Origin of the sequence: Trinickia dinghuensis, assembly GCF_003367175.1 — a bacterium.
GTDB lineage: Bacteria > Pseudomonadota > Gammaproteobacteria > Burkholderiales > Burkholderiaceae > Trinickia > Trinickia dinghuensis.
The window spans coordinates 120,519-138,441 of record NZ_QRGA01000020.1 but is presented as its reverse complement, the minus strand read 5'-3'; the positions used below and the strand labels follow the sequence as shown (position 1 = coordinate 138,441).

17 protein-coding genes are annotated in these 17,923 nt (G+C 63.3%); 2 read left to right on the top strand and 15 right to left on the bottom strand.

All coding sequences use genetic code 11. The annotated features are described in order from the left end of the window. Positions 1 to 140: 140 nt before the first annotated feature. From DWV00_RS34400 to DWV00_RS34220, 3 genes are read right to left on the bottom strand one after another with little or no spacing between them, the layout of a single operon-like run. Positions 141 to 1,220, bottom strand: coding sequence for a helix-turn-helix domain-containing protein (locus DWV00_RS34400; protein ID WP_220274745.1), 1,080 nt, complete (start codon positions 1,218 to 1,220; stop codon positions 141 to 143). Next, positions 1,217 to 1,810 carry a hypothetical protein gene (locus DWV00_RS33815; protein WP_147298000.1) on the bottom strand — a complete coding sequence of 198 codons (594 nt, stop codon included), beginning with the start codon at positions 1,808 to 1,810 and terminating at the stop codon, positions 1,217 to 1,219. Before DWV00_RS33815 ends, DWV00_RS34400 begins: the two co-directional genes overlap by 4 nt. Continuing rightward, a complete protein-coding gene (locus tag DWV00_RS34220) occupies positions 1,807 to 2,076 on the bottom strand; it encodes an AP2 domain-containing protein (protein ID WP_181885627.1) in 270 nt (89 codons plus the stop codon). Before DWV00_RS34220 ends, DWV00_RS33815 begins: the two co-directional genes overlap by 4 nt. 507 nt (positions 2,077 to 2,583) lie before the next feature. On the opposite strand from DWV00_RS34220, the gene DWV00_RS29575 reads away from it, so the two are divergent. Then, positions 2,584 to 2,916 carry a hypothetical protein gene (locus tag DWV00_RS29575; protein ID WP_245965082.1) on the top strand — a complete coding sequence of 111 codons (333 nt, stop codon included), beginning with the start codon at positions 2,584 to 2,586 and terminating at the stop codon, positions 2,914 to 2,916. A 121-nt stretch (positions 2,917 to 3,037) separates the two neighbouring features. Here DWV00_RS29575 and DWV00_RS29570 read toward each other — a convergent pair whose 3' ends face one another. From DWV00_RS29570 to DWV00_RS29530, 9 genes are all read right to left on the bottom strand, one after another. Next, on the bottom strand, positions 3,038 to 4,360 hold the full coding sequence (locus DWV00_RS29570) for a DUF3800 domain-containing protein (RefSeq protein WP_245965081.1): 1,323 nt from the start codon (positions 4,358 to 4,360) through the stop codon (positions 3,038 to 3,040). A 430-nt stretch (positions 4,361 to 4,790) separates the two neighbouring features. After that, positions 4,791 to 5,129, bottom strand: a complete 339-nt coding sequence (locus DWV00_RS29565) for a type II toxin-antitoxin system PemK/MazF family toxin (RefSeq protein ID WP_115537156.1) — start codon at positions 5,127 to 5,129, stop codon at positions 4,791 to 4,793. Between the two features lie 16 nt (positions 5,130 to 5,145). Beyond that, positions 5,146 to 5,418, bottom strand: a complete 273-nt coding sequence (locus DWV00_RS29560; RefSeq protein WP_115537155.1) for an AbrB/MazE/SpoVT family DNA-binding domain-containing protein — start codon at positions 5,416 to 5,418, stop codon at positions 5,146 to 5,148. 571 nt (positions 5,419 to 5,989) lie between these two features. Next, positions 5,990 to 6,559: a polyhydroxyalkanoate synthesis repressor PhaR gene (gene phaR / locus DWV00_RS29555; RefSeq protein WP_115537154.1), complete on the bottom strand. Its 570-nt coding sequence runs from the start codon at positions 6,557 to 6,559 to the stop codon at positions 5,990 to 5,992. A gap of 148 nt (positions 6,560 to 6,707) precedes the next feature. Then, positions 6,708 to 7,448, bottom strand: coding sequence for a 3-ketoacyl-ACP reductase (locus tag DWV00_RS29550; RefSeq protein WP_115537153.1), 741 nt, complete (start codon positions 7,446 to 7,448; stop codon positions 6,708 to 6,710). A 95-nt stretch (positions 7,449 to 7,543) separates the two neighbouring features. Further along, positions 7,544 to 8,725 carry an acetyl-CoA C-acetyltransferase gene (locus DWV00_RS29545; protein ID WP_115537152.1) on the bottom strand — a complete coding sequence of 394 codons (1,182 nt, stop codon included), beginning with the start codon at positions 8,723 to 8,725 and terminating at the stop codon, positions 7,544 to 7,546. A 179-nt stretch (positions 8,726 to 8,904) separates the two neighbouring features. Continuing rightward, positions 8,905 to 10,914 carry a class I poly(R)-hydroxyalkanoic acid synthase gene (gene phaC, locus DWV00_RS29540; protein ID WP_115537151.1) on the bottom strand — a complete coding sequence of 670 codons (2,010 nt, stop codon included), beginning with the start codon at positions 10,912 to 10,914 and terminating at the stop codon, positions 8,905 to 8,907. 323 nt (positions 10,915 to 11,237) lie between these two features. Then, positions 11,238 to 12,059, bottom strand: a complete 822-nt coding sequence (gene pgeF / locus DWV00_RS29535; protein WP_425452856.1) for a peptidoglycan editing factor PgeF — start codon at positions 12,057 to 12,059, stop codon at positions 11,238 to 11,240. A gap of 114 nt (positions 12,060 to 12,173) precedes the next feature. Continuing rightward, the gene (locus DWV00_RS29530; protein WP_115537149.1) at positions 12,174 to 13,370 is read right to left on the bottom strand and encodes an RluA family pseudouridine synthase; all 1,197 of its coding nucleotides are present in this window, start codon (positions 13,368 to 13,370) and stop codon (positions 12,174 to 12,176) included. 71 nt (positions 13,371 to 13,441) lie between these two features. Between DWV00_RS29530 and DWV00_RS29525 the strand changes: the two genes are divergently transcribed. Beyond that, complete coding sequence (locus DWV00_RS29525) at positions 13,442 to 14,287, top strand: outer membrane protein assembly factor BamD (RefSeq protein WP_115537174.1); 846 nt, start codon at positions 13,442 to 13,444, stop codon at positions 14,285 to 14,287. Between the two features lie 105 nt (positions 14,288 to 14,392). Here DWV00_RS29525 and yoaA read toward each other — a convergent pair whose 3' ends face one another. From yoaA to DWV00_RS29510, 3 genes are all read right to left on the bottom strand, one after another. Beyond that, positions 14,393 to 16,723 (bottom strand): DNA repair helicase YoaA, encoded by a 2,331-nt coding sequence (yoaA, locus tag DWV00_RS29520; protein WP_425452854.1) that lies wholly within the window; start codon positions 16,721 to 16,723, stop codon positions 14,393 to 14,395. Positions 16,724 to 16,787: 64 nt separating this feature from the next. Continuing rightward, positions 16,788 to 17,003, bottom strand: a complete 216-nt coding sequence (locus tag DWV00_RS29515; RefSeq protein ID WP_115537148.1) for a DUF465 domain-containing protein — start codon at positions 17,001 to 17,003, stop codon at positions 16,788 to 16,790. Between the two features lie 84 nt (positions 17,004 to 17,087). Beyond that, complete coding sequence (locus DWV00_RS29510) at positions 17,088 to 17,903, bottom strand: colicin transporter (RefSeq protein WP_115537147.1); 816 nt, start codon at positions 17,901 to 17,903, stop codon at positions 17,088 to 17,090. Between the last annotated feature and the right edge of the window lie 20 nt (positions 17,904 to 17,923).

The following is a 17,923-nucleotide window of genomic DNA, read 5'->3' as shown; positions in this document are numbered from 1 at the left end:
TGCGCATCACGATCGAGATGCTCGATTCCTTCCTTGGCTCCTATATGCCGAAAACCGGCTGGCTCCTATATGCCGGAAACGAAGTGGCTCCTTTATGCCGAAAACGCCCCGGCTCCTTTATGCCGGAAGCCCGGTGGCTCCTATATGGCGGAAGATGACAGCGCCCCCAGCAGAGCAGCGCTGCGCGCCGCCTTCTGCTCGGTCGTGAGTTCGACACGCGGGGCTTCCGGCTCGCCCGACTTCGGCGCGGGCGCGACGATCGGCGCCGACGGCTTGCCGCCGTTCTCGATCGCTGCGCGGATGCGAGCGTGATACGTCTCCCGCGAGTCGATCGGCAGCGGGTCGCCGACACCGACGAGCGCGGCTTGCTGCTTCGCGACCTCGTCCGAATTCCACCAGCCCGGGATCTGGCCTGAACCCGTTTTCTCGGTAGCCTTCGGGGGCGTCTTGTCGTTCGCCATGAAGCGGTCGATTTGCGCCGCGTCGCGCAGGATCAACTCGATTGAGTCGTATCGCTCGCCGCGCTCGTTCTGGCCCATGTTATGCGGCGTCAGCGAGCAGCCACGGATCGCTATGCAAAGGTCATGCGGCGAGTAACCGGCACTCAACGCCTTGCGGATGACGCGTCGACGCCCGTCGCTCAGTTGCGCGCGCTCATGGCTCATGCGCTGCTTCCAGTACTCGAAGATGCCATCGATAGGGTCCACGTCTGCCGCGGGCTGCTCATCAGCTTTCTTCGAATCCGAATCCGACTTCCCCCCTTGGGGGGTAATGGGTGTATTTGGTTTAGAGGATGGTTTAAGGGATGGATTGGGTGCAACGGCTGCACCCCGTTCCTGCACAGATTGCACCCCGTTGCTGCGAGGTTTGCACCCCGTGACGTCGTCATTTGCACCACGTTCGACTACGCGGGGTGCAGGATTTGCACCCCGTGACACGCACAGGTCGTAGCAAATTGGACGCTTGTCTGCGCGGTCAATGTATGCCGCGACGATTGCTTGATTGCCGACTTTGATGGCCCCCACGTTCGACAGCAAGTCGAGCTTTGAGCGGACCGTACGCTCAGACAGGTCGGTATCTGCGGACAGGGTTGCGGCTGACGGGAAGGCCGCGCGGCCATCTTTATCGGCGTAGTTCGCGAGACAGAGCAGCACGTGGCGAGCGGACGCGTCCGTCACGACGCGCTGCTCGATCGCCCACGCCATTGCTTGAACGCTCATGCTGCCTCCAACTCGGCAGCGGCCGCGCGTTGCTTGGCAAGCTCGGCTTCGACCAAGTGTGCGACGTCGGACAGCTTGCGCTTCTCGATGCCAAGACCAGCGGCTTTGATGGCGGATTGGAGGGCTTCGGGAGTGATGCCGCGGTCGGCGAGAGCCGTAAGCTCGGCAGGGTCCGGGACGCCGGTAAGAGGCATCAACAAATTGCAGTTCAGGACACGGCGCGGGGCGCGGCTGTGGCGAAGACGACGGCGAGCGGCGCGCGACTCCGCGTCGATTTTGTATTGGGCGCGAGGGCCGCGGCCGCCGCGGTAGCCAAATACATTTGGGGGTTCGTCTAAGTCTGAGTCAGGATCTCCGCCTCCTGAGTCGTCGTCGGATGAACCCGAGCCGGCATCGGCATCAGGCGCAATCGACGCGTCGGTCGTCACGCAGGCGTCAGCAGGGCGCGAAAGGACTGCGCTGGCGATATGCCGACCACGGCGAACGAGCGTCGAGACGCAGCGATTGAAGCGTACGACGCAAGCGGGAACTGCAGGGCGCGTGATGACGTCGCGCACAAAGGCAAGAAAGTCGAGACGAACGGTGCTCACGCCAGAGCCTCCGGCGCATTGCAGGCGCCATCAGCGACACCGCGCGCAGCAATAAATGCTTCGCGAGCCGCATTGGCTGCTTCGGGCGTCTGGTAGAGCCCTGGGACGTGCGCGCGCTTGGAATCGACCAAAGTCACCTGCGCGGTCCACTTGCCAGTTCTTTTGTGAAAATGGACACCGACGAAGCCGGAACGGTTCGGGCGTGCGCCGCGAGGCCTGTTGCCGGATACCGACGTATGGAGAGACTGCTTTTGATGCTGAATCAAATGACCGTCCTTTAAATTAGACGGCCGAAGGGGATGAAACAAAGCGAAGAATCTGCTTGCTGCGCAGAGAGCGTTACGATAGCCTTCGTTCGTCGGTTCTGCGAGACGCCAATCTCTAGGAACCTGAATCACCCGATCGGCTGCGATCCGATTGGTTGCAACACCGGATCCTCTGCACGAGGTTCCCTCAAAAGACCGCCCCCTAAACTGGGCGGTTTTTTGTTTTTTGGTGTCGCTGAAGCGAAGTCTGCTTGAGAACGATTATCCGCGCAAGCAGATCATGCCGTCGGACAAGCCAATTTCAGTTCACTTTTCTGCGCTATTGGCAGATTTAGAGACACAAAACCACACAACGCGCCAGAAGTAGAAGAATTCTGCTTCACACGCAGATCGCCTTGACTTATTCATCAGCACCGAATTATCAGAAAATCGCATGGTTAGCGCCTCCGTTGCGCTTGGACATGTTTTCGGCGACAGTGAGCGGCACACCGCCTACCGGACCTTTCCATGACCGACATCGAACTCGACGTTCTCGCCGCCACACTCGCCGCCTACCCAGGCGCTGATCTTCTCAATGACTCACTGCGCGAATTGCTCAAGCCGCGTGCGGGGGAAGCCGTCAATTTTCTGTTGAGCGCAAGCGCAACCGAGGGCCTGATCGTTGAATTGGCGGATGGTAGCCGTGCCACGCTCGGCGTCATCGGGCCGGACGGCCAGGTGATCGCCGACGACGTCACGCGCGAGGCGTTCGCCGTCGCAGTTCAAGCGTACGTCGAGTTCCTGCGCGGCAGGGGCCACATGCGCGTGCACAGGTCGCCACCAGGCCAGATCACCACCTAGGATCTCGCGATCAGGGCCTGCGGCAATTTCCTGATAGGGACTGACCATCTTCGGGCGCTCTCGAAACCGCCTCGGCGTACCGAGCAATAAAAACCGCGCATCAGGCGCCGTTTTTTGTTTGTCAACGCAGAGGGTTCGCTCTCGTATCCGCGTCATCCGTCGGAAGTGGTCCGTCGGCAGGTGGAATGATGGCCGACGGCACGGCATTATTCGTCTGTGCAGTCCCCTTTTTCAATACTTCTTGCAAGAGCAGGCCAAAGCTTCCGACAGGGGTCGATCGTGCGGTTTGCTTCGCATTTTGCCCGACCGTTGGCTGGATTGCGCGTTGCACGGGCGCGGAGGAAGCGGCAGGGACCGGAGGCACAACGAACAGCTCTGCGGACGTGCGCTTTTTAAGCTTGTCCCATACCGAGATGCTCCAATAGGCGCCCGCCCGGAATTGCAGGTTCCTTACCCGCTTTGCATAGCGACGCCGCACTACTAAATCGCGAGCGTTGACGTGAACACCCGTAACGTGGCGAAAACAGTACACTGAGGACGCCATCGGAAACAGCAAAGCTGTACACAGGACATCTGTGATTTGCAGACCTACATGATTGTTGCTGACGCCGAACGTTGGCAATTCGAGGATGCGCGAAAATGGGTCGCCCTTCGCTCTGTACTTCTGGGTGAAAATTGAATGAGCAACCTGATCGTTCAGCTGAGTTGTTCTGAAGTCTGCGATCATAAAGCCGCGGCCATCTTTGCTATCCAAGAACGCCTGAAACGAACGGCAGGCATGCTGAACAGACTGGGTATAAGTCTCACGCGCCTTGAACTCGACACCAATGCCTTTGACCCAGATGTCAGCGAGGATTCGACATTCGTAGGACTCCAACAGATCGAGCGTCTCGTCAATGAATCGCAACTGAGTCGTCGCCTTGTGTGCTTTCTTCCGGATCGCGCTCCGCAAGTCAGCGCCCTTAATTTCCTCCCGAACATCATCCAGCAAGTGGGCTGACTTGAACGAGCCAGGAAAGTACTTGCGTTTGAGCCCGAGGAACTCACGTGTGATGTCTGACAGTGCGTCCTGCTGCACGATCAGGCCTGCGATGACCAGCACCGGCTGATTGTCGGTATTCCCAGAAGGCAACGATGCACTGTTTCCTGCTTCGTCGATGTAGCAGATGTATGTCACGACTTCTGTCCCCGGAAATGAAAACAGCCGCTTAAGCGGCTGTTTGGCGGCCTGAGGCCGTATTTGTCGCCGGGTCTCCCCGTTCGACGAGCGATTCAGGCGTTGCCTAATCGTGAGTTGGATCTTAAGTACCAGACAGTTCAATGTCAACCTTTTTGGTTGACATTTCGGGTGGTCGTTTTGCCCTACAAAAATTCGCCCACCAATTTCGGCGCCGGAAAATTCCACTTCAGAATCGCCCCAATTTTGGGACAGCCCGAGGAGCACGGCCACCCTTCATCTGGCCCGAAAAAGGGGGGACCCAAAATCTACGCTGCGCGTGCAGCCGCAACTGTACGCCAGACGGAGCAACAGCCGCCCTCCAACCGCCGTCGTCTCTCCAAGAGCCAGTATATTTTAAGTGACTTACGGGCACCCGAGAGAGACGAAACCGACCTTCGGCGCGGGCGACGCAGCGGCAGCCGAGGTGGGCGTGGCGGGAGAGGGAGTGTGCGACATGAAGTGATCCGGCGAATGGCAATGACTCCGGGCGAACAAATCGTGCGCGAGAGCCAATGCGCCACTTCCCGGAAGAACCGCGTATTGTACCGCGATGCAGCAGGGGGTTGCAGATATGCGGCCGTTCAGCGACTGCGGCCGCCCGGGCGGCTAGCCCGACCTGCCAGATGAAGCACGTCGCGCCGTGCAGCGGGCTGCCCTATAAATCGAGAAAAGTACGCACCGCATAACGAATCGCCTCCATCTCCGCTTCCGACGCCCGCTCCCCGTCGTAGCGAATTTCGCGTGCCATGTACGAAAGGTTGACGATTTGATCGACGAGCGCCACACCAGGACGGGCTAGGCTGGCGATAGCAATCTCGCTCTCCCAGCCGCGAATCGTCGAGGTAATCGGCAATCCCACGATCCGCCCCGTCAACTCGTTGATATCGGCGGACGTGAGCACCACGACCGCTCGATACCCGTCCTGTTCGCTTCCCTTGCTCGGCCCCACGTACAGCCGAATGATGTCGCCCGCCTCCGGCACCCCGTTCAGCATGTGTTCCCTCTCCGTTTTAGCGCGGCTCTTCGGGACCACCGAATTCCGAGCCTTGCGGGGCTCCGAAATCGATGGCGTCGTGTGGCTCCAGCTTTCCCTCCCGCAGTTGCTGTACATAGCGCTCACGCGAAAAGCGCTTGATTGCCAGGAACGGAAGAATCTGCACCTTGCCGTCGACGACTTGAACGTCGATGGCCTGCCCCTCGGCCAGCCTGGCCTCCTGTGCGACGCTTGCCGGTATGCGTACCGCCAGACTGTTGCCCCAGCGCTTCAGTGTTTGAACGGCCATCGTGACGCCCCATGAGTGGACCGCGGGCGACGACGCGTTCGGCTTGCGTACAGTGCGTGCAAGCGATTCGTCGCACCCCGGGTCGAGTTCAGCGTATCTACATGTTGATACAGTGCTCATCATAGGTGTCCATTGTTAGTGTGTCAACGGCGTTGATACATACCGTTGCCGACGATTGAAGGCCTTTGGTCAATCAGTTGGCGGGCAGCGAGTTCGGCAACGTTCGGCGAACCCGCTGCAACCACGGCTGAATCATGGCCGTGCGTCGCTCCAAGCAACCGCTCTTGGCCAAAAATGCGACGGATTTACCCCCAACGCATCAAGCCCCGGGCGTCGGAACCGGCCTTGCGAAAACGTCAACGGACGGGAGAAGGCACGAGGCGCGTGCCGCACCAGCGGCAGCGAATAGGAACGAAAAGAGGAAAACGAGAAGAAAGAACACGGCCGGCGAAGCGCCGTGCCGGCGCGGGAGGCTTGCGCCCGAAGGCGAAAGCGAAACCCCGCCGCCTCGATACGCGTGAAAAGCGAAGCCGCGGACTTCCGCGGCCTGGGTCGACGGCTAAACCGCTCGTTATTTCTTTTCCGGCTCGGTGCCGGTACCCGGCTTGTTGAACGTGAACGAGCTGAACATCGACTTGGCCTGATTCTGCATCTGCTCCTGCATCTGCACGAACATATTCTTCGACTGTTCGATGTAGCTCGTCATCATCCCTTGCATCATCGGCGCTTGCATGTTCATGAACTGCGACCAGACCTCGGGGTTCATCGCATTGCCTTCATAGAGATTCTTCGATTGCTCGGCGAGCTTGTTCTGAATCTCGATGAACGCCTGGATGTTCTTCTCCAGGTAGGTGCCCATCATGCCTTGCATCGCGTGACCGTAGAAGCGGATGATCTGCGAGAGCATCGACGAGGAGAACATCGGCACGCCGCCGCTTTCCTCTTCGAGGATGATCTGCAGCAGGATGCTGCGCGTGAGATCCTCGTTGCTCTTCGCATCGATGACCTTGAATTCCTCCTGGTCGAGCACGAGTTGCTTCACGTCGCTCAGCGTGATGTACGTGCTCGTCTCCGTGTCGTAGAGCCGGCGGTTCGGGTACTTTTTAATGAATCGCTCGGCTGTTTTCTTTGTAGTCGACATGTAATGCCTTTTATGAACGCAACGCAGCGCAATGACGGCGCCCTCGAGCCCGCCGCGCCTCCCGCAGCGAACCGGACCCCCGAAATCCCTACACTTTAACGCGTTTTGCGCCGGCGGCAATCCGAACCGCCGCCGGCGCGAAAACGCATCAACCCATGTGCAAACCGCCGTTCAGCGAGAAATCGGCACCCGTCGAGAAGCCGGACTCGTCGGACGCGAGCCAAGCGACGATCGACGCGATTTCGTCCGGCGAGCCGAGACGGCGCACCGGAATCGTCGCGATGATCTTCTCGAGCACGTCGGCCCGGATCGACTTGACCATGTCCGTACCGATGTAGCCGGGCGACACCGTATTCACGGTCACGCCCTTGGTCGCCACTTCCTGCGCGAGGGCCATCGTGAAGCCGTGAATGCCGGCCTTGGCCGTCGAGTAGTTCGTCTGGCCGAACTGCCCTTTCTGCCCGTTCACCGACGAAATGTTGATGACGCGCCCGAAGCCGCGCTCCACCATGCCGTCGATCACCTGCTTCGTGACGTTGAACAGGCTCGTCAGGTTCGTGTCGATGACGGCCGTCCAATCCTCGTGCGTCATCTTGCGGAACACGACATCGCGTGTAATGCCCGCGTTGTTGACGAGTATGTCGACCTCGCCCACTTCGGACTTCACCTTATCGAACGCGTTCTTGGTGGACTCCCAATCGCCGACGTTGCCCTCCGACGCGACGAAATCGTAGCCGAGCGCCTTCTGCTGCTCGAGCCACGTAACGCGCCGCGGCGAGTTCGGACCACAGCCCGCGACCACCCTGTAGCCTTGCTTATGCAGGCGCTGGCAGATGCCGGTACCGATGCCGCCCATGCCGCCCGTTACGTACGCAATACGCTGAGTCATGAATCACGCTCCATTCCTGTTTTCCGGGGGCGCCTCGCGGCGCCCCTCATCTTTACCGCCGCGTACTGCCCTCGGCGGCGGCTCTTGCGCGTCCGTCAGACGCGCTCGACCGCCAACGCGACGCCCATCCCACCACCGATGCAAAGCGAAGCCAAGCCGCGCTTCGCGTCGCGTTTTTGCATTTCGTGGAGCAGCGTCACGAGAATACGGCAGCCCGATGCGCCGATCGGATGGCCGATCGCGATCGCGCCGCCGTTCACGTTGATCTTCGACGTGTCCCAGCCCATTTGCTTGTGCACGGCCAGTGCTTGCGCCGCGAATGCCTCGTTGATCTCCATCAAGTCGAGATCGCCGACCGACCAGCCCGCGCGCTCGAGACAGCGGCGCGACGCCGGCACCGGCCCCATGCCCATGACCTTCGGATCGACGCCGGCATTGGCGTACGCCTTGATCCGCGCGAGCGGCGTCAAGCCGAGCGCTTCGGCCTTCTTGGCCGACATCACGAGTACCGCCGCCGCGCCGTCGTTCAGACCGGACGCGTTGGCCGCCGTCACGGTGCCCTCTTTCGAGAACGCCGGCTTCAAGCCCGCCAGCGACTCGGCCGTCACGCCATGGCGGACGAATTCGTCGGTGGCGAAACGCAACGGCTCGCCCTTGCGCTGCGGGATCTCGACGGGAACGATCTCGTCGTCGAAACGCCCTGCTTTTTGCGCCGCTTCCGCCTTGTTCTGCGACAGTGCCGCGAACGTGTCCTGCTCTTCGCGCGTAATGCCGTATTCCTTGGCCACGTTCTCGGCCGTGATGCCCATGTGATACTGGTTGTAGACGTCCCACAGGCCGTCGACGATCATCGTGTCGATGAGCTTCGCATCGCCCATGCGGAAGCCGTCGCGCGAACCCGGCAGCACGTGCGGCGCCGCGCTCATGTTCTCTTGGCCGCCCGCGACCACGATGTCGGCATCGCCCGCGATGACCGCATTCGCGGCCAGCATGACAGCCTTCAGGCCCGACCCGCACACCTTGTTGATCGTCATCCCCGGCACCGCGGCCGGCAGCCCAGCCTTGATCAGCGACTGACGGGCCGGATTCTGGCCCGAGCCGGCGGCCAGCACCTGGCCCAAGATGACTTCGCTCACCTGCTCGGGCTTCACGCCCGCGCGCTCCAGCACCGCGCGCACGACGGTCGCGCCGAGGTCCGGTGCAGCAATCTTCGCGAGTGAGCCGCCGAACTTGCCGACTGCGGTACGAGCAGCCGATACGATCACTACGTCAGTCATTTTGTGACTCCTTGCGAATGAGGCGGCCGCTCTCCACGGCCGCACGTCTCAGTTAAAAACCTTGGAACGCCCCGATCGGTCAATGGTTCGATATGTCGTACCCCGGCCCGTCGCGGCCCGCGTATTGTGGCGCGACCTGCGCGGCCCGGCCTATCGCGGCCCGGCCTATCGCGGCCCGATCAATCCCGCTCTTGTACGTAGCGTCCGGGCGCGGCCTCGATCACCGGGTATTCGGCCGACCCCAGCTGCGGATGAATCTTCACTTTTTTGCCGCCGTACTGGTCGAGCCACGTCAGCCACTCGGGCCACCAGCTGCCGGGTTTTTCGACGGCGCCATCGAACCAGTCATCGGGATTTTCCGCCAGCGCCTTCTCGTTGCCCTCGTGCGACCAGTAGCTGCGCTTGCCCTTCGCCGGGGGATTGATGACACCGGCGATATGCCCCGACGCGCCGAGCACGAACCGTTGCGGGCCGGTCAGCAAAGGCGCCGAAGCGTAGGCCGTACGCCACGGCACGATGTGGTCGTCACGCGAGCCGTAGATGAACGTCGGCACGTCGATGCGCGATAGATCGAGCGCCTCGCCGCAGACGGTCAGTGCGCCCGGCTCACGCAGCTTGTTTTCGAGATACGTGTTGCGCAGGTACCAAACGTACATCGGCCCAGGCAGATTCGTCGAATCGCCGTTCCAGTACAGCAAATCGAACGGCGCGGGCGTACGGCCCTTGAGGTAATTGTCGACGACGTAATTCCACACCAGATCGTTCGGCCGCAGGAACGAGAACGCGTTGGCGAACTCGACGCCGCGCATCAGCGCCGGCGGCGCGCCGTTGGCGCCGCCGATCGTCTGCTCGCGCATCTGCACGTGCGCTTCATCGACGAACACGTCGAGCACGCCCGTATCCGAGAAGTCGAGCATCGCGGTCAGCAACGTCAACGAAGCGGCCGGATGCTGGCCGCGCGCGGCCAGCACGGCGAGCGCCGTCGCGATCATCGTTCCGCCGATGCAGAACCCGAACGTATTGATCTGCTCGCGCCCGCTCACGCTCTTGACGACGTCGATCGCGGCGAGCACCCCGTCGTTGATGTAGTCGTCCCATGTCTTGCCGGCCAACGACGCATCGGCGTTGCGCCACGAGATCATGAAGACCTGGTGTCCCGCATCGAGCGCATGTGCGACCAGCGAACTCTCGGGCTGCAAATCGAGGATGTAGAACTTGTTGATGCAGGGCGGCACCATCAGCAGCGGACGCTCGAACACGCTCGGCGTGCGCGGCTTGTATTGGATCAGCTGGATCAGCTCGTTCTCGAAGACGACCGAACCCTCGGTCGAGCCGATGTTCTTGCCGACGACGAAGCGCGACTCGTCGCTCTGCGAAATCTTGCCCCGGCGCATATCCGCCAGCAGGTTCATCACGCCCTGGCGCAGACTCTCGCCGTGCGTCTCGAGCAGCGCCTTTTGCGCCTCGGGATTGAGCGCCAAGAAGTTGCTCGGCGATGCCGCGGCCGTCCACTGCTGCACGGCGAAGCGAATCCGCTCGCGCGTCTTCCCGTCGGCGTCGACGGCGTCGGCCAGCGCTTGCAGATAGCGCGCATTGAGCAGATACCAGGCCGCCGTGTAGGCGAACGCGGGCGTTGCCTTCCAGGCGTCCGAACTAAAACGCCGATCGCGAAGCTCGGGCGGCGCCGTGTCGGCCCCGCTCGCCTGCTGCAGCAGCGCCAGGCAATCGCGCGAGTAATCGGCCTGCAGTGCCTGCAGCCGCTCGGGAGGAATCGACGCGACGGGAAGCTTCAGACCCGCGAATGCCTGCTGGGCATCGGCCATCGAGGGCAACCCCATGGCCGGCATCGGCGGCATCTGCGGCATCTTGAAGCCCGCGAACGCCTGCTGGGCATCGGCCATCGAAGGCCACCCCGCCGGCATCTGCGGCATCGTCATAGGAAATGGAAACGGCAAACCACCGGGAGGAACCGAAAACGGCGAGCCGCCCGCCGGGCCGTTCGTCGCTTGCCCGGCCATCGCAGCCTGTGCCGCAGCAGGCCATTTGCTCGGATCGGCGACGGCGCGCCACGCGCTCGTCCAAGCCTCGAACATTCGCTGCATATCCGCGCTGCCGCCTGCGGCTTGCTGCTCTTGGCTCGAAGAAGTTTCGGTTTGAGAAGAAGTCGATCGACGATTTGATGCAGTCATACCCGCTTTGGCCGTGAGTCAAGGAAGACTGATTGAGGGCGGGCGTCGAGCCTACGTGGGCAAACCCTCGCGACCGTTCGCTATGCTCACCCTTGCGAGCGGTCATTCTTGCGCCCGCCATCAGGCATGTCAATGCTTTGGACCGATTTTGCCGCAGCGCGATAGGTTTTTTATTATCGTTTTCCCGATGTCGATCGTGCGCGCCCAAGCCAAGCCGCATCGGCATGCACGCCGGGTCGCTGGGCCGGCGGCGCCCGCACTGCCGGTGCCGCACCGGGCTTCGGCGGCGCCGGTTCTTGTGCGCCGCAGGGAATGACGACGAATCAGTCGGCCAGCCAGATCAGCGCGCCCATCCGGCCCGTCGTGCGATCGCGCCGATAGGAATAGAAACGATCGCTATCCGTGACGGTGCAAGCGTCGCCGCCGGTCACACGCGTGACACCGAGCCGTGCCAGACGCAGGCGCGCGAGCGCGTATAAATCGGCCCAATGCTTGCCCGGCACCTGCCCGCGCGCCACGAACGCATGCGCGGTCGCCTCGCGCTCCGCCGACGCGGCCGCCGCCAGGAACGCATCCCGGACTTCATCGCCGACTTCGAACGAGCGCGGACCGATCGCCGGCCCCAGGTAGGCATGTAACGTCTGAGGATCGCATTGCGCCAAATCGGCGACGCGCCGCGCCGTCTTTTCCACGATGCCGGCAACGAGCCCGCGCCAACCGGCATGCGCCGCGCCCACCGCACGGCCGTCGGCATCACACAGCAGTACCGGCAGACAATCGGCCACCATCACGAGGCAAGCGACGCCGGGCACCGACGTCACGCTCGCGTCGGCACGCACGGGCACACCCGCCGGCACCTCGTCGGCGTTCGCGATCGCATCGCCGTGAATCTGATCGAGCCACGCGGCACGCACGCCGGCGAAGGAAAGCAAGCGTGCACGGTTGCGCGCGACGCGCTCCGGGTCGTCGCCGGTATGCAGGCCGAGGTTCAGACCGCCCGCCGCTTCCCGTCCGTCGATCCACCGGCCATACGGCGGCAAGCTCACGCCGCCGGCGCGTGTCGTGACGAGCGCGCGCACGCGCGATGACACGCTCCAATCCGGATACAGGCAATCGGCCCCGGTCAGCACGGATTCGCTCGTCAAATCGTCATCTCGTTTCGTCATGATCGGAAGTCTGCTTCGATCGCGCGACGCTCAACGCTCGTTCGCGCGCTGGGTTTCGTTTTCGTTCGACACGGCGCGCAACGGACCGCGTAGTCACTCGATGTCCGCGTCATCGTCCTCGTAATCGTCACCGATGCCGTCGGATTCGTCATAGGCATCGTCGTCGATCTCGGCCGAATCGAATTCTCCCGTATCGTGCCCGAAGCCAAGCGCCTGCACGAGTTCGGCCATGTCGTCGGGCAGATCGGCGCGCCAGCGCATCGGGCGGCCAGTGGCCGGATGCACGAGCCCAAGTTGCCACGCATGCAGCGCCTGCCTAGCGAAACCGCCGGGCAGCGGCGCGCTCGAGCGGCGCCCGCGAATGCTGCCGTAAACGGGATCGCCCAGCAGCGGATGCCCGACATGGGCGCAATGCACGCGGATCTGATGCGTGCGGCCCGTATCGAGATCGCAATGAATCGCGCTCACGCTTTGCTGCTTCCACATCGTTTGATCGACGAGGCGGAACCGCGTGCGCGCACTCTTTCCCGAAACGCCGGCCACGACGGCCATGCGCGTGCGCTCGCGCGGATCGCGCCCGATCGGCGCGTCGATGAGCCCCTCCTCGGGCATCGCGCCCCAGACGAGCGCGACATAGCGGCGCTTGACCGTACGCGCCTGCAATTGACGCACGAGATCGGTCTGCGCCTCGAGCGTGCGCGCAATCACCATCAAGCCCGACGTTTCCTTGTCGAGCCGATGCACGATGCCTGCCCGAGGCAGACCGGCCGCATCCGGATAGCGATGCAACAGGCCGTTCAGGATCGTGCCGCTCCAGTTGCCCGCGGCGGGATGCACGACGAGGCCGGCCGGCTTGTCGATGACGACGAGCGAATCGTCCTCGTAGACGACGCGAAGCGGCACCGGCTCAGGGGTAAACGCAAGCTGCTCCGGCAGCAAATCGGGGGTAAGCTCGATGCGCGCGTCGAGCGGCACGGCCTGACGGACTTTGGCCGGCGCGCCGTTCAGCAAGACACGCCCTGCTTCCGTCCAGCTTTGCAAGCGGCTGCGGGAATATTCCGGAAACACTTTCGCGAGCACCTTGTCGAGCCGTTCGCCGGCCAGCGCGGCAGGCACGAGCGCGACGCGCGGCGCATCGCCCGGCGGCTTTGCCACGGCTTCCGCGGGCGCATCGGCACGCGTGCCGGCGGATTGGTCTGCGCGAGCGTCGGCGGGACGGCCGCTTCGGCTATAATCGGCGCTTTCATCGATAGGGCCGAGCATGTTGCCGGAAGGACGTGTGCTGGTCATTGAAACTGGGTCACTGAGTGAGACTGATTGCTAGGATGCATGGAGAAATGCGGCGAGCCTTCAACACCATGATGCGCACGGCTTCGTGCGCGGCAAGCCGCGCGGCTAAGCGTGCGGTCCAATCCGCGTCGGCCGGCTTGGCCCTCGCCGCGGCCGCGGTGCTCGTGGCAGGCTGCCACGGCCTGCCGCAAAAGACCGATGAGACGGCCGGCTGGGCAAACAACAAATTATACTCGGAGGCCCAGGACGCGTTGTCGGGTGGCGATTGGGGCAAATGCGCGAAATACTTCGAAGCCCTCCAGGGCCGCGATCCGTTCGGCCACTTCGCGCAGCAAGCCGAAATCAACGTCGCCTATTGCAATTGGAAGGACGGAGAAACCGCCGCGGCGGACGAAGCGATTGACCGCTTCATTCGGCTGCATCCGGATCATCCCGACATCGCCTATGCGTACTACCTGAAGGGGATGATCCACTTCAACGACGATCTGGGCTTGTTCGGCCGCTTCTCGGGCCAGGACATGAGCGAACGCGATCCGAAGTCGCTGCGCGAGTCGTACGATGCGTTCAAGATCGTCGTCGACAAATACCCGGACAGCAAGTACGCCCCCGATGCCGCCGCTCGCATGCGCTACATCGTGAACGCGCTCGCATCGTATGAAGTTCACGCGGCCGATTACTACTATCGCCGCGGCGCCTACGTGGCGGCGATCAATCGCGCGCAGCTTGCCGTGAAGGAGTATAAGAACGCCCCCGCGATCGAGGACGCGCTTCACATCATGATGCTGTCGTACACGAAGCTGAACGAGACGAAGCTGGCCGACGACACGCGCCGCGTGCTTGCCGGTACGTTCCCGGATAGTCCTTACATCACGGGCCACCCTCGCCCCGGTGCGAAAAAGTCGTGGTGGCAGTTCTAAACCGTGCATAACCCAAGCGCCGTTGCCCGATGCGCGGTGCTTGCGGAAAAAAAACCGGCCCAGGTGGCCGGTTTTTTTTAGCTCTCTTTTTTAAGCGCTTTATTTTTAGGCTTCAACCGCGCCCGATGCCGCGCGGTCGGAGAAAAATTCACGCACGACGTCGATTTCGCGCGTGCGCTTGAACGGCGGAAGGCTCTGCCAAATACGGCGGCCATAGGGTTTATCGACGAGCCGCGTATCGCAAATCATCAACACGCCGCGATCGGTTTCGGCACGAATCAAGCGGCCGGCCCCCTGCTTCAACGTGATCACGGCTTGCGGCAATTGATGCACGGCAAACGGGCTGAGCCCCTTCTTGGTCAACGCATCCAGACGCGCGGAGAGGACCGGATCGTCGGGCGGAGCGAAGGGAAGCTTGTCGATGACGACGAGCGAGAGCGCGTCGCCGCGCACGTCCACGCCTTCCCAAAAACTCTGGCTGCCGACGAGGATCGCATTGCCGTACGCGCGAAACCGGTCGAGCAATTCGGTGCGGCTCGCATCCCCCTGCACGAGCAGAGGTGTCGACCATCCGCGCGCCTCGATGACGTCGCGCAGCTTGCCGGCGATGCGATCGACCGCGCGCAGCGTCGTGCATAGGACGAAAACGCCTCCGCCCGCCGCCTCGATCGCAGGCAGCGCGGCGTCGAAAACGGCGTCGGTAAACGCCGGCGACGAGGGCTGCGGCAAATTGCGCGGCACGTAAAGCAGGCCCTGCGTGCCGTAGTCGAACGGGCTCGGGAGCGTCATCGAACGGTGGGCGTCGAGCCCCATCTGCGCCGCGTAGTGCGTGAAATCGCCTCGCACCGACAACGTCGCCGAGGTGAATATCCACGCGCGCGGCACGCCCGCACGCTGCTTCGCGAAGATCGGCGCGACCGACAGCGGCGTTTCGTGCAACTGCACCGACTGCGAAAACACCTCGATCCAACGGATCCGCTCGTTGAAATCGCCCGGGTTCGACCCATTTTCCTGCTGCGTCGAGGCCCCCTTGTCTTGCTTGGCCGGCGCTTCGTCGTCGGGCGGCGACGTCCATCGCGACAGCTGGTCCTGCAGCTCGCGCGCGCGCCGCATACAGGCACCCAGCGATTCGGCACGCTCGGCTTGCCCCGCGAGCGCGGCGGCGACCGCTTCCAGCGCGGCCTCCAACGCATCGAGCGCACCGTAGAGCGCATGGTCGTCGCCGAGCTGAGCGGCCGAAACACGCAGGGTGTCGTCCTTGAACGCCAGCCGAATGTCGCGGGCCGCGCGTTCGAGCGCCGCGCCCAGCTTGACCCATTCGACAGCGTCGCGCGCATGCGCGAGCCCTTCCGCCACGACGTCGCGCGCAAGCTCGAGCAGTTGCGCCGTCGACAGCGTCTCGCCGAAAAACAGCGTGGCCGTCTCGGGCAGCTGATGCGCCTCGTCGAAGACGATGGTATTGGCCGTCGGGAGCAGTTCGGCCATCCCCGTGTCGCGCAGCATGATGTCCGCGAAAAACAGATGATGGTTGACGACGACGATGTCGGCCTGCTGCGCCTCGCGCCGAGCCTGCATCACGAAGCATTCTTTGTAGTGCGGGCATTCCTGGCCGAGACAGTTCTCGCGCGTCGATGTCACCATCGACCACACCGGCGCCGTCTCGGGGACGCTCGCCAGTTCCGCCTTGTCGCCCGTGCGCGTGATCTTGGCGAAGCGCACGATGTCCTGCAAATAGGCGGTGTCCTGCCGCGACGGCAGCCGCCCGTTGTCCGCCGTGCGCTGCAGATAGTAATGACAGAGGTAGTTCGAACGCCCCTTCAGCATCGCGACCGACACCGGCACCGCAAGCGCATCGCGTACCGTCGGCACGTCGCGCTGAAACAGCTGATCTTGAAGGTGCTTGGTGCCCGTGGAGATCACGACCTTGCCGCCCCACAGCATGGCGGGGACAAGATAGGCGTACGTTTTGCCCGTGCCCGTGCCGGCCTCGACGATCAGCGTGTTTTCGCCGGCCGTGCCATCCTCGGTCACTGCGGTGCCGTTCTCGGCCGCTGCCGCGGCGCCGCCGGCGGACTCCGAACGGGCATCGCCGTCACCGCGCAGGCGCCTCGCTGGACGACGCTGCGCCTCGAACATGGCGGGTTCGGGCATGGCGCGCCCGGACGCCTCCATCGTCGCCGCCACGGCACAGGCCATTTCGATTTGAGATGCCCGCGGCCGGTAGCCGTCGATGGTGCGCGCGAGCAGGCCGTCGTTCGCGAAAATCGCATCGAGTTCGGAGCGCCGGCGCGGGGCCAGCGCTAACGCGAGCGCATGCGGCGATCGCCCGTCCCGTTTGGCGGCGGGCGGCTGCGCGGCGCCATCGGGCTGGCCCTCAGGCAGCGTCGGCGCCGCGGCAAGCGGCACCTGGGTAGAGGCATCGAGCGGTGAATTCAAGGCAAGCGTTTCCGTGCAATGACCGGCGCCAAGCGCGCGGTGCGAACGCCTGCCCGTTCGCCGCCTACGCGTTCCTGTCCGGTTCGAGCTGCAATTGCAGCAACAAGATGTCGTCTTTGACCTTGAGCTTGCGCTTCTTCAAGCGCCGCAGCTCGAGATCGGTGATGTCCGATGAGACCGCCAATTTATCGATCATGCGATCGAGTTCGCTATGTTCCGACTCCAACTGCAAGATACGGTCGCGGAGCGTGTCCGGTTGAATCGCCTGTTGGCCGCGCATGGTCGTCTCCTCGGTTCGTTAGGCGAGACGCCGATCGCGCGGCTGCCTCGCCTGAGGTTACCGTCCAGCAAAAACCGCCATGCTTCAGTCGCTCTCCTGCTGCTCCTGCTGCAAACGCTTTTGCTGTTCCTGCTGCTGCTGTTCCTGCTGCTGCTTTTCCTGAGCCTTTTGCGCCGCCTGCTTCTGGCGTGCTTCGACGTCGGCCTTGTGCTGCGCCGCGTCGGTTTGCTTTTGCGCAAAGTGCTGCGCCCGCAGTGCGCGCGCCTGCGCATCGCTGGCCGCGTTCAGCCGTGCCTGATCGAGCTTGCGCTGGTAGTCGGCTTGCTTGGCATCGTAGGTGGCCTGATCCGCCGCGTGCTGCGGCGCCTCGGCCCCTCGCTGGGCCTGCTCGAGCGCATGCTGGCGCTGCTTCTCGTCGAATGCCTGCACGTTGCTGGCCGCGGTAGCCGCACGCTGCGGCGCCTCCTGCTCGTCGCGCGCCCGGCGCAGGGCATCCTGCTCGTCGCGCTGCTGCGCATGGGCGGCGCGGCGCTCGTCGTCGAGCGCGAGCTGCTCCGCGTGGATCCGCCCTCGCGCATCGCGCATCTTGTCGCGCGCGCGGCCAAGGCAAGCATTCACGAAAAACTTGCTGTAACAATTGTGCTCGGCCACGCCGTAGGCGTACTCGTTTTCCGCCGTGCGGGCATCGAGCGCGGTCTGACGCTTGTCGAAATCGCGCGCTTGCGCGGACGCGGCGTCGCTGGCCGCGGAAGCAGCGGCCGCCCCGGAGGCGGGCACGCCCTGTGCAGAAGCAGCGGGCATCGCGAGCGAACACGCGAACACGGCCGCGGCTAGCGTCGCGGCGCGCGGAATAATGGAAAAACGGGAGATCGGCAACGTCGTAGGCGGGGATCGGAACATGGTCGAAATTCTAACACCCG

Coding starts and splice junctions, on each gene's coding strand:
- DWV00_RS34400 (WP_220274745.1), bottom strand. CDS start 1,220: ATGAGCGTTCAAGCAATGGCGTGGGCGATCGAGCAGCGCGTCGTGACG.
- DWV00_RS29575 (WP_245965082.1), top strand. CDS start 2,584: ATGACCGACATCGAACTCGACGTTCTCGCCGCCACACTCGCCGCCTAC.
- DWV00_RS29565 (WP_115537156.1), bottom strand. CDS start 5,129: ATGCTGAACGGGGTGCCGGAGGCGGGCGACATCATTCGGCTGTACGTG.
- DWV00_RS29560 (WP_115537155.1), bottom strand. CDS start 5,418: ATGGCCGTTCAAACACTGAAGCGCTGGGGCAACAGTCTGGCGGTACGC.
- phaR (WP_115537154.1), bottom strand. CDS start 6,559: ATGTCGACTACAAAGAAAACAGCCGAGCGATTCATTAAAAAGTACCCG.
- DWV00_RS29550 (WP_115537153.1), bottom strand. CDS start 7,448: ATGACTCAGCGTATTGCGTACGTAACGGGCGGCATGGGCGGCATCGGT.
- DWV00_RS29545 (WP_115537152.1), bottom strand. CDS start 8,725: ATGACTGACGTAGTGATCGTATCGGCTGCTCGTACCGCAGTCGGCAAG.
- phaC (WP_115537151.1), bottom strand. CDS start 10,914: ATGACTGCATCAAATCGTCGATCGACTTCTTCTCAAACCGAAACTTCT.
- DWV00_RS29530 (WP_115537149.1), bottom strand. CDS start 13,370: ATGACCAGCACACGTCCTTCCGGCAACATGCTCGGCCCTATCGATGAA.
- DWV00_RS29525 (WP_115537174.1), top strand. CDS start 13,442: ATGCGCACGGCTTCGTGCGCGGCAAGCCGCGCGGCTAAGCGTGCGGTC.
- DWV00_RS29515 (WP_115537148.1), bottom strand. CDS start 17,003: ATGCGCGGCCAACAGGCGATTCAACCGGACACGCTCCGCGACCGTATC.
- DWV00_RS29510 (WP_115537147.1), bottom strand. CDS start 17,903: ATGTTCCGATCCCCGCCTACGACGTTGCCGATCTCCCGTTTTTCCATT.